General features: G+C 61.9%; 10 protein-coding genes and 1 tRNA gene. 6 read left to right on the top strand and 5 right to left on the bottom strand.

Features of this window, described 5'->3' with window-relative positions; translation table 11 throughout:
- Positions 1 to 306 precede the first annotated feature (306 nt).
- The 3 genes from EGK63_RS16115 to EGK63_RS16105 all read left to right on the top strand — a co-directional run bounded on the left by EGK63_RS16115 (position 307) and on the right by EGK63_RS16105 (position 4604).
- Complete coding sequence (locus EGK63_RS16115; protein ID WP_125902301.1) at positions 307 to 528, top strand: hypothetical protein; 222 nt, start codon at positions 307 to 309, stop codon at positions 526 to 528.
- A gap of 61 nt (positions 529 to 589) precedes the next feature.
- A complete protein-coding gene (locus EGK63_RS16110) occupies positions 590 to 1423 on the top strand; it encodes a hypothetical protein (RefSeq protein WP_125902300.1) in 834 nt (277 codons plus the stop codon).
- Positions 1416 to 4604, top strand: coding sequence for a DEAD/DEAH box helicase (locus EGK63_RS16105; protein ID WP_125902299.1), 3189 nt, complete (start codon positions 1416 to 1418; stop codon positions 4602 to 4604). Before EGK63_RS16110 ends, EGK63_RS16105 begins: the two co-directional genes overlap by 8 nt.
- Before the next feature lie 51 nt (positions 4605 to 4655).
- Here EGK63_RS16105 and EGK63_RS16100 read toward each other — a convergent pair whose 3' ends face one another.
- The 4 genes from EGK63_RS16100 to EGK63_RS16085 form a co-directional block, all read right to left on the bottom strand.
- Positions 4656 to 4847: a hypothetical protein gene (locus EGK63_RS16100; RefSeq protein ID WP_125902298.1), complete on the bottom strand. Its 192-nt coding sequence runs from the start codon at positions 4845 to 4847 to the stop codon at positions 4656 to 4658.
- Between the two features lie 388 nt (positions 4848 to 5235).
- Positions 5236 to 5469 carry a hypothetical protein gene (locus EGK63_RS16095; protein ID WP_125902297.1) on the bottom strand — a complete coding sequence of 78 codons (234 nt, stop codon included), beginning with the start codon at positions 5467 to 5469 and terminating at the stop codon, positions 5236 to 5238.
- A 25-nt stretch (positions 5470 to 5494) separates the two neighbouring features.
- Positions 5495 to 5788 carry an addiction module antidote protein gene (locus tag EGK63_RS16090; RefSeq protein WP_125902296.1) on the bottom strand — a complete coding sequence of 98 codons (294 nt, stop codon included), beginning with the start codon at positions 5786 to 5788 and terminating at the stop codon, positions 5495 to 5497.
- A gap of 43 nt (positions 5789 to 5831) precedes the next feature.
- Positions 5832 to 6704 carry a hypothetical protein gene (locus EGK63_RS16085; protein WP_165906639.1) on the bottom strand — a complete coding sequence of 291 codons (873 nt, stop codon included), beginning with the start codon at positions 6702 to 6704 and terminating at the stop codon, positions 5832 to 5834.
- An 11-nt stretch (positions 6705 to 6715) separates the two neighbouring features.
- Between EGK63_RS16085 and EGK63_RS16080 the strand changes: the two genes are divergently transcribed.
- From EGK63_RS16080 to EGK63_RS17050, 3 genes are all read left to right on the top strand, one after another.
- Entirely contained in the window at positions 6716 to 6931 is a 216-nt protein-coding gene (locus EGK63_RS16080; protein WP_312052262.1) for a helix-turn-helix transcriptional regulator, read from the top strand.
- 335 nt (positions 6932 to 7266) lie between these two features.
- A complete protein-coding gene (locus tag EGK63_RS16075; protein ID WP_165906638.1) occupies positions 7267 to 7638 on the top strand; it encodes a hypothetical protein in 372 nt (123 codons plus the stop codon).
- A 502-nt stretch (positions 7639 to 8140) separates the two neighbouring features.
- Positions 8141 to 9805 (top strand): recombinase family protein, encoded by a 1665-nt coding sequence (locus tag EGK63_RS17050; RefSeq protein WP_371413041.1) that lies wholly within the window; start codon positions 8141 to 8143, stop codon positions 9803 to 9805.
- Here EGK63_RS17050 and EGK63_RS16060 read toward each other — a convergent pair.
- Positions 9762 to 9838 (bottom strand) — tRNA-Met (locus tag EGK63_RS16060). The two genes, EGK63_RS17050 and EGK63_RS16060, sit on opposite strands and share 44 nt — an antisense overlap.

Here is a 9838-nt window from a genome sequence, read left to right as displayed (position 1 = left end):
TCCAGCCTCGGATGCTCCAGAAAACGGGGGCGGATCACTAACCCAAGGACTCTGGTCGCCGCTGGATGAAAACTCAGAGGCACGTCAACGGAGTTTCTGCTCTACGTCGATGACCTCCGCGCCCAACGCGATCCGGTCCTGACCACGCTCGCCCGCCGATTGGCCTCATCGTCCGATGATCATGTTCGTCTCTACATTCTCTATTACGCCGGCTCATCCACACGGTATGAGACTCCGACCGTCGAGCAGATCGCTTTTCGAGACGACCTGATGGCCCGTCTAGTCAATGCTGAGACAGGAACCAACATGGCGGCCCTCGTCTGGAAACTGGCTGAAAGCGCAGCAGAGCGAGGCAACGCTCTTGAGCGTCTCGCGCTCCTGTGCCGACGCTTTGACGCCGAGACCATCCTCGATCACCTGGAAAGCCGGCCCGAAGATCGCGGCCATAGGCTTTGGAACGATCTGGTCCGCTATTTGACCGACGCCGGCGTCCTTACCGCACCGCCAGAGTCGCAAGCGGTTCGCTGATCACGCGCCATGGTTGAGATTGCACACCGATCACACTATCCGAGAAGCGGGGATGATCTTTATGGCCGACAATTCGAAACCGCTCATTGTCGAGGATGTCGCCATCAATGCGCACTGCTTGGGCGAGCAGTGGACGCTTCTCGATTTCGATAGGCTCGCCTATCTGGTCGCCGTCATCGCCCTAGGCCAAGCGCAGCATGTCGCCGTGGTGCTGGCGGGGTTGGACCCCGGGAGCCCGGTCCTGGGACTGGCGGAGTTGAAAGCCCAAGCGAACACGGTGCTGACGGTCGCAGGTACCGATCCTTGGCAGAGGGATGGCTTCATATTCGAGGCGATTTCCTGGATCGCTGCGCAACAGAGGGCCGGTCCTGGCGACTTCATGCGCGACCCGCACGTCAAATCCACCACTCAAGGCTTGGACGGCCTGCTGATCCACGTCGAGAACGGAGCGATCGCCCAATCGACTATCTTCGAGGACAAGTGCTCGGGCGAGCCCAAGAAGATCTTCGCGGCCCAGGTGATGAAGTCCTTCCAGGACTATCATCTTGCCAAACGCTCCGCAGAACTCCTGGCCGCAGCCGGCGAACTGCTGCGACAAGCGAACCTCCCTTCAGTCGCCGTACCCAAGGCGGCGGCGGCCATACTCGACCTGAAGAAGCGCCGTTATCGCGCCAGCCTTGCCGTGACCCCCGACGTGGACTCCGAGGTCGCGCGCGCCTCAGTCTTCACGGGCTACGAGAAACTTGCGGGGCTGACTGCCGATCAGCGGCTCGGCGCAGTTTTTCAGATTCCAACCGACAAGCTTCGTCCCTGGTTTGACGCGTTGGCGACCGCCGCCCGAGCGCATGTCGACGCCCAGACCGAGACCACGATAGCCGAGCCCACGAATGTTTGATCCCGAGACCGCCGCCTTCCTGCGCTCGGCGCCGGCTCTGCCTACCCTGGCGTCCGACCGGATTCCGCTCGAGCTGACCGAGGCGTATGCCCAACTGGTCACGGCACGCCTGCGTGAAGACACAGCCGACCCGCCCGCCCGTGCGAGGCTGGCGAACATCGCCGACACCTATGAGCTGATCGCTGTCGTTTCCCAAAACAGGGACGAAAAGCGCGCCTCCTCATTCGTGGCGGCGACTGCGCAGCAGATCCTGGCCAAGGGCGTCACCGACGCTGTTCCCGATAACGAGCTCTTGAGCCGCGATGAGGTTCACCCGGCGCTCGCCGCCTGCCTTCTCTTCCTCGCGGCGGAACAGTATCCCGATGCGAATGAAGCCGCGAACGCCCTGCCCGTCCGCACCGACGCCAGCAGCTTCACGATCGAGACTCTCCTCTCAGAAAGCATTCGCGCGCTCGCAAAGGGCCAGCTGATCGATATCCTCAATCGCGCCCAGCGGCGCAAAACGTTGCGCGCCAGTCGGGACAGCATCCCGGCCGAAGCGACGTCTCTCCTCTATGCGGCCCTGCTGGACGGCGTGGAGCTTCTGGCCTCGGAACTTCTCGCTCAACCCCACCCCCTCGCGGAGACCTTGCGCTTTCAGCGATCCGGCGCGGCGTTCGATCGTGTGCTCGAACTGGCGACGCTCGACCATCCGGCGGTCATAGGCGCGCGGGCGCTCACGACGACCTATCCCGGTCCATCTCACCTTGCACGCCTTCTCAAGGCCTCCGGCGAGACGTTGGGAGAAGCGTCAATCCAGACGCTGCCGCCGCCCACGGGCGCGGATGAGGGCGTCTGGATGTCCTGGCTGGCTCATCGGGCTAAGACCAAGCCGCTCCTGTGGCCCAACCATCGCGCCGCGCTCGCGTCCGGTTTTCATCAGACGGGAAAGTCCGCCCTCCTCACGCTTCCGACCGGCGCCGGCAAGACCACGGTCGCCGAGTTCAAGATCGCCGGCGTCCTGGCCCGCAAGCAGGCGGTCATCTTCCTTGTTCCGACACACGCCCTGGCCGATCAGCTGCGGGACGATTTGGCCGAGGCCTTTCCCGACGAGATCGTCGATGGGTCTGTCACGACGGATTTCGACCTTCTGTTGCTGAGCCTGGCTCCCCCGGCCCGGATCGAGGTCATGACGCCCGAGATGTGCCTGGCGCGGCTCAGTCTGGGTGACGCCGCCTTCGATGGCGTCGGTCTGCTGGTCTTTGACGAATGTCACATGCTCAGTCCGGCCGCCGGGTCACTGCGACGCGCCCTGGACGGAATGTTCGCCGTCCTCGGCTTCCTCAAGGCGAGGCCCGACGCTGATCTTCTGTTCCTATCCGCCATGGTCAAGGACGGTGGGGATTTCACCGCCTGGATTCATGAGCAGACCGGTCGACAATGCGTTCTCATCGACCCCATCTGGAAGCCGAGCCGACAGGCGCGAGGCGTTGTCCTCTACGAAGCCGCAAAGCTGAGGACGGTTCTGGCCTCGGCCGCCAAGGCCCGATTGCTCGCCGGGACGAATGGCCTCGGGAAGGCGGCAAAAGCCCATCTGCGTGCCCGGCCCCACGTGCTGTTCGGCCTGCAGCACAACTGGAACAACGTCGGGACGACCGACATCACCATCTCGGAGCTTTTGGCCACGGACGTTGAGCTCGACGGAACCGTAGGCCCCACCGGCCCCTATTTGCTGCCGAATGCGAACGCAGTGTCCTGCGCCATCGCTACGGCCTCGGCCAAACAGGGCCTCAAGACGATCGTCTTCGTCACGACGGCCCAACAGACGATCAAGAACGCCGCGCGCGTCGCCGAAGCGCTTCCAGAGCTGGGACCACACACGACTTATGAGCTGGAACTGCACAGCGCCATTGAGGACGAGATGGGGAGCGGTGGTCACTCTCTGGTTCCGAGCCAGGCCGCCGCGGTGCCCCACTCCGCCGATCTATTGCCGATCGAGCGGAGGCTTGTGGAGACCTACTATCGCCGCAAGGACGGCGCGGCCGTTATCGTCGCCACGACGACCTTGTCGCAAGGAATGAACCTTCCATCCGAAGTCGCGATCCTGTCGGGCGACAAGCGGGCCGATCTGATGGAAGGCGGACGCGAAGCGCTCAAGGCCCACGAACTTCTCAACGCTGCTGGCAGGGCGGGGCGAGCCGGTCACTTAGCCAACGGCGTGGTCATCCTGGTTCCTGAGGCCATCTTAAAGTTCACTGGCAAAATCCCAGACACCAACGCCAAGAAGAAACTCCGATCGATCCTACCCGAGAGCGACCGATGCATTGAATTGGACGATCCGCTAAATGCCGTGCTGGATCACATTCAGACCTCGCCGGCGGTGGCCGAGGTCGCCTATGTGATCAATCGCCTGCAGGGCGATGCGGTTGATCGCCTCGAGGATCTGAAGCAGCGCTCGTTCGCCGCCTTCCAGGCCCGGAGAAAGAGCGAGGAGACGGCGTTCGTCTCCAGGCTCGGCGCGCTGAAGACCGCCCTTGACGCGTCCCAGACCACGCCATGGGCTCCGCATATTCTTGAGCTGTCGGCTCAGTCAGGCGCGGCCGCCGGCGTTCTCCAAACGCTGGCCGGCCGGCTTTCCACAACGGGGCCGTTGCCGCAGGACGTCGTGGGTTGGATCGGATGGATGGCCGACTGGTTCGCCGCCGAACCATTGGCCGCCGGGCTTTTGGGCTCCTCCGAAGCGGCCGCGCGATCAGCGGTCAAGATCAACAAGACGGCCGACCTCGCGCCGCACTGGCCGACCCTCAAGAAAGCCCTGGAAGCCTGGGTCAACGGGCTTCCCCTCGCTGAGATCGAGAGCCTATTAGGCGGATCGGTCGAGACCCATCCGCATTGTCCCAGAGCACGCGAGATCGCCACCGATCTCGGCCCGCGGGGCTTCTCTTATGCGGCAAGCCTGGTTGTTCAGGTTCTCAAGGCTCAGTTCGAGGCCGCGGGCCAAGACCCCAATCAGATCCCGGTGACCGCTTATCTGGCGACCGCCATCAAGCGCGGCTTCCACTCGCAGGACCTTGTGGCGTTCGCGATGGAGACAAAGGGGCCCTTGACGCGGGTCCAATACCATCGGGCCCATGCGAAGGCCGGAAACGCCGCCCAACGTGCGTTCGGAGCAGCGCCGATCACGATTGCGCTGGACGATTGAGCGTTACTGACCCCGGCGGTCGTATTCCTCTCATTCAATAGGTCCCTGCCACTATCTGATAGCGACGAAGCGCGGATCCATCGTACTGGGATCGCTGAAGGCGACGGTGGAGAGATCGTTCTCGACGCTTACACCGTCTGGACGGTCGTGACGATGGGGGCGCTGGATTTGCAGTCGATTCAGCACATTGACGATCGCCCAATCGACGATGGACGACTTGCGGCGCTTGCGCGACCGGATCACGCCCCGCCCCACCGCCCGAAGCGGATGGTCCCAAGGTCTGGTTCGAGTCAAGAGCAGTACAATTGGATGGCTCCCAAGAGCGCATCTGATTGACCTGCTATGACTTAGCGCGGGTGCCTCGATGAAGATAGCCTCCGACAGACGTAAGCATTGATGTGCGATCGCCCGGCCAGCGTACACTTCGCAGTCAAGTTCCTTAAGGTCTGCCTCAATCGGAGCGCATGTTTTGGCTGGCGTTTCATCTGGAACAAAGATGCGGATACCACCCGCCTCCTCTTCGCCTTTTACGTGAGCGATAGCTTCGTTCAGGCCACGCCTTATCACCTCAAAATCATCATCGCGCCTCTATTTGGGCGCCCGATCGCTCACCATGGCACCCACCGTTTACTTAAACGGGCTCGATTCGCATGCGGAGGCCAGCTTCATGAAGGGCTTCAGCAAAACGCCCCAGAGGCAATGCCCGACCGCTGTCGCACGTCAAAAAGACTGCAAGTGCACTGTTCCACGCGCCTGGATCGCTTGCGTCTTCGTCACGCAACAGCTCGAGATATGCGGACACATCATCTGGCTCGCTAATGTAGTTAGCCATATCGAAGGGGCGTGTTTTCAGCATCTCATCCATAATACTTCCTTACCCTCACAGCGTCCTATGTTTCAAAATGGATACGAATCCCCAAAGCGTGCGCTATCTTCAAAACCGTATCAAAACTCGGATCACCATCCGCCCCGAGAGCCGTTTCCAGCTCCGCCAACATCAAGCCTGCCTTCATCGCAACAACCGAGGCAGAGCCGCTGGCGCGGACGGCGACACCCATCGCCTTGAGTATCTCTTCGGTATCATGACCAGTCTCTTCCGCGACCAAGTCGATATAAGCGGCGATGTGCGCAGGGCTGGTAAGCGCGTCCGCCGGATCAAAAATGGTGATGCCTAGATCTGACATAGTCGTAAGCTCCCGCTTCTCGCCCACGTGCCGCGCCCCTGCCTCATCTTACGATTTCCAATCGCCTGCCAGGACGATCCAGGCGATCCGGTCGAACTCGACAGGGGCCACGGAGGGCTTGGAGCCGTGCGCCTGGCGCCAATTGAAGGCGTTCCGAGAATAGCGCCCCATACTCGTCGGCGCGAGCCAACAGACCGACAAAGCCATCGTGGACAAGCGCCAATTCCGCCGTCTGGTCTTCGAAAGCGCATAGATCTGAGCGCACCTCGAGAACATCATAGGGGCGAGCAAAGCGCTCTTTGGAAAGATACTGGCGCCACCACGTTTGCAGGACCACCAACCGATCGCCAGCCTGAGGATCCACCCTTTCTTGGAGCTGACCCAGGTAGCAATGTATGGCTTCTTCCGCTTCCATCGCCGCCTCAATCAGTGCCCGCGCATGCGTCGTACGCCACACCAGATCCAACCGATCGGCCAGTCGACCGTCCTTTTTGAGGAGCGGTTCCAAGCTTAATTCGATATCGCCGCAAAGATAGAGGTCCAGGTCGTCTACCCGAACGAATGGCAGCAATTGACGCAATCCTTCACGGACCCGATCTTCGTCCAGGTCCAGGAACATCTCCAAGTCTATGTCGCGTATGGCGATGATATAGGGGGTTTCCGACCGCTTCTGGATCCGGTTTTTCCAAAGAAGCAGAAGGATTTGGAGCACTAGAGCCCCCTCCGCGCCCAGGCCGTCAGCAACGGCGCGACGCATTGCATCCAAGGAGGCAAGATGAACGAGTTGCTTCAAATCGGCCCCGTCCAGATGCGTCTCTTCCCCGATAAGATAATCCAAACGTGTCAGGCCAACATCCCGCATATCAAGCTCGCGCAGAATCACACTGATAGTGTGTAGATGGTGGCGACGCTCCACCGCAAGCCATTGTGGTGGAAAGTGATCCGGACCTTCTCGCCTTTGGTCGCGCCGTCAGGCAGCTGCGGCTTGCGCGCGACCTCAGCCAGGAGGAGCTAGCGCATCGGTCTGGGCTGCACCGAAATTATGTGGGCGGCATCGAACGTGGCGAACGCAACGTCGGCATCCTGGCCGTGTTTGCCCTGGCGCGGGGACTGAACTGCGCCCCCGCGGACTTCTTTCAATAGCCACAGACCCGAGTCATCGCGCTGGCCGTTTAGGCGTCTGTTTCAGGCGCCCCGCTACGCTCCTCAAGAGGGCAGAATGCCTGCTGGCTGCCGCGAACCCCACGAAAAATTAGCGCGCCGCCCGCATGCGGGACTCTCGCTTAAAGCTCCCTACGGGAGCGGGCACACATTACGCACAACTGCGTCGCCGTAACCGGCTGATAACATTCAGCAATAAAACTGCGGGAGGGTGTGAACTTTCGCACACCCTCGCACGAAATACGGTTTTCCTCAACGATTCCAGTACCATGAGGTGTTACACCTCAAACACCCCTCTACATGAATTCGGTGGTTTAATGCCTTCTCTCAACCCGCGTGTCGTGACAAACATCTCGCCCCATTATCATCGCCTGATGTCAACGAAGCTTGACGACACAGGCGTCAGCGCCAGCGAATATCTGCGGCGCTTGATCATCACCGATCTGGAAGGCCATCAGGACTACATGGTGAAGCTCATGGGCCACCGGCTGATGCAAGCTTCCGTCCATCTGGCCGCTCTATCGAAGGAGCGCTTCAGCGAACAAGAATTCGCGCACCTGCGGACCTTGGCGGCTGACATTGGCGTCGCCGCCTTTGGTCCCCTTCCCGTCCGGCCATACGATTTTGATAGACCGGCTGAAATCATGGCAAAGCTGCAGATGCTTCACGACCTGCTTGATGGATTTTAGGCCAGAGGGCGATTGGTTTCAGGCCGCTTCGTCTCAGAAAGCCTCCGACAGGAGATGGGGCGGCGTTAACCGCTCATTAATCCAGGACGGACAACATCCGTCTCGGACCCCTCATAACTTTGCGTGGCGCGAGCCTGTTCGCTCACGCATGCCTGAGGGTCCATACATTGAAATCTCTCCCCCACTCGCGTTCTGCTGCCTCCGAACACGAGGAGCCTCAGCAGCGCACGCCGAGCCCATCGCCCGCTTTATCGGCGAAGAGCGAGACCTCCCCAGCGACCCTTCTGCCCGATGTAAGAAGCGAGGCTTCCCGGTCGCCGCTGCATATCGCCACGACCATACGCGATCACGCCCAGATCCTTGCTCTGGACGCGCCCTTGCCGACCGACGCCCGAGCAGCCTTGGCTGAAGACCTGCTCGCCAGCCTCGTCCGCGCCCTAGCGCGCGTGGCGGTGGAGAGGCAAACTTGGCCATCTCCCTGCCATTCGGAAGACGACCTTTAATGATCAGCGCCCGGTCCCCTGCGCCCCGTTCGTTGCCGCGCGCCGCTCTCTACGCCCGCTTCTCCAGTGATCTGCAGAAGCAGACCTCGATCGAGGATCAGTTCGTCGCCTGCCGTGCCTTCGCCGCCCGGCAGGGCATTGAAGTCGTCGGCGCCTTCGAGGACGCCGGCATATCCGGCGCCTCAATCGCCAACCGCCCCGGCTTTCTGGCCATGGAACGCGCGGCTAAGGGCGGAGCGTTCAACGTGGTGATCTGCGAAGCGCTGGATCGGCTGTCACGGTCTCAGGCCGACATCGCCGCCATCTATGAGGACCTGCGGTTCCACGGCGTGGCCATCCATACGATCTCGGAAGGCGTCGTCGATGAACTCCACGTCGGCCTCAAGGGCACGATGAACGCTCTCTTCCTCCAGGAGATTCGCAGGAAGACACGCCGAGGCCTGGAAGGCGTGGTTCGTGATGGCCGTCACACCGGCGGACGTGTTTATGGCTACGCCATCCGCCGCGAGTTCGACGCGGCGGGCGAACCGATCAGGGGTCTTCGCGATATCGTCCCAGCCGAGGCCGAAGTCGTCGTCGAGATCTTTCGCAAGTACGCTGCGGGCGCCTCCCCCCGCGCCATAGCAGCAGACCTGAACGCGCGCGGCGTTCCTAGCCCTCGAGGTAAGGCCTGGAACGCGTCGACCATCAACGGCAACGCCGAACGTGGAAATGGCGTCATCCACAACGAGCTCTACCGAGGCATTCTGGTGTTCGGACGGCAGACTTGGCTGAAGGACCGCAGTACCGGCGCTCGCAATGCACGCAAGGGCGACCCGGCCAGCATTGTCCGCCAGGAAGTGCCCGACCTGCGGATCGTTCCTGAGGAACTCTGGCTCAAAGTCCGCGCCCGCTACGAAGAGAACCGACTGGGCCCGCAGAAGACGTCCTCACTGGCCTCGGTTCGACCGAGGCATCTGCTCAGCGGCAAGCTGACCTGCGGCTGCTGCGGCGGCCCGATGATCCGCAGCGGATCTGAGCAGAGGTTCGTCTGTTCCTGGCGACGCGAGCGCGGCTCGGCCGCGTGTGACAACGGTCGCGGGGTGAAGGGCGCCGACATCGCCGCCCGGGTCCTGACGGCCCTCAGAGACCGCCTTCTGGCGCCTGACATCGTTGCCTCCGCCATGAAGGAGGCCCGTCTGGAAATGGAAAAACGCAATCGGGCGGCGCGGGGCCGGCGAGGCAAGCTGGAAGCTGAGCTGGCCGAGGCCAAACGCCGGTCGGAGCGACTTATCGATCAAGTGGCCGACGGCGTCCTGAGCGGCGCGGCGATCAAGGATAAACTCTCCGTCCTCGAGGTCCAGCGCGCAGCTCTGGAGGCGGCACTGACGGCTGAGGAAGCGCCCTCGCCCATATCTCTACACCCAGGGATCGCAGAGCATTATCGCCGCGTGGTGATCGACCTGGCCCAGGCGCTTCACCGCAGCGACAGCGAGGCGGCCGCAGAAGCGCGCGATCTGGTGCGCCAACTGATTGAGACGGTCGTGGTGACGCCGCTGCCGGAACGGGGCCGCTTTGCACTGACCGTGAAAGGCAAAATCGCCGCCCTGGTAAGCCAGGACGGCGATTGTACTACTGTAGTGGGTGCGGGAGTAGGATTTGAACCTACGACCTTCAGGTTATGAGCCTGACGAGCTACCGGGCTGCTCCATCCCGCG

The organism is Brevundimonas sp. 357 (genome assembly GCF_003938605.1).
Classification (GTDB): domain Bacteria; phylum Pseudomonadota; class Alphaproteobacteria; order Caulobacterales; family Caulobacteraceae; genus Brevundimonas.
Note: the sequence above shows the minus strand (reverse complement) of the source record. Positions and strands in the feature narration are given on the sequence as shown.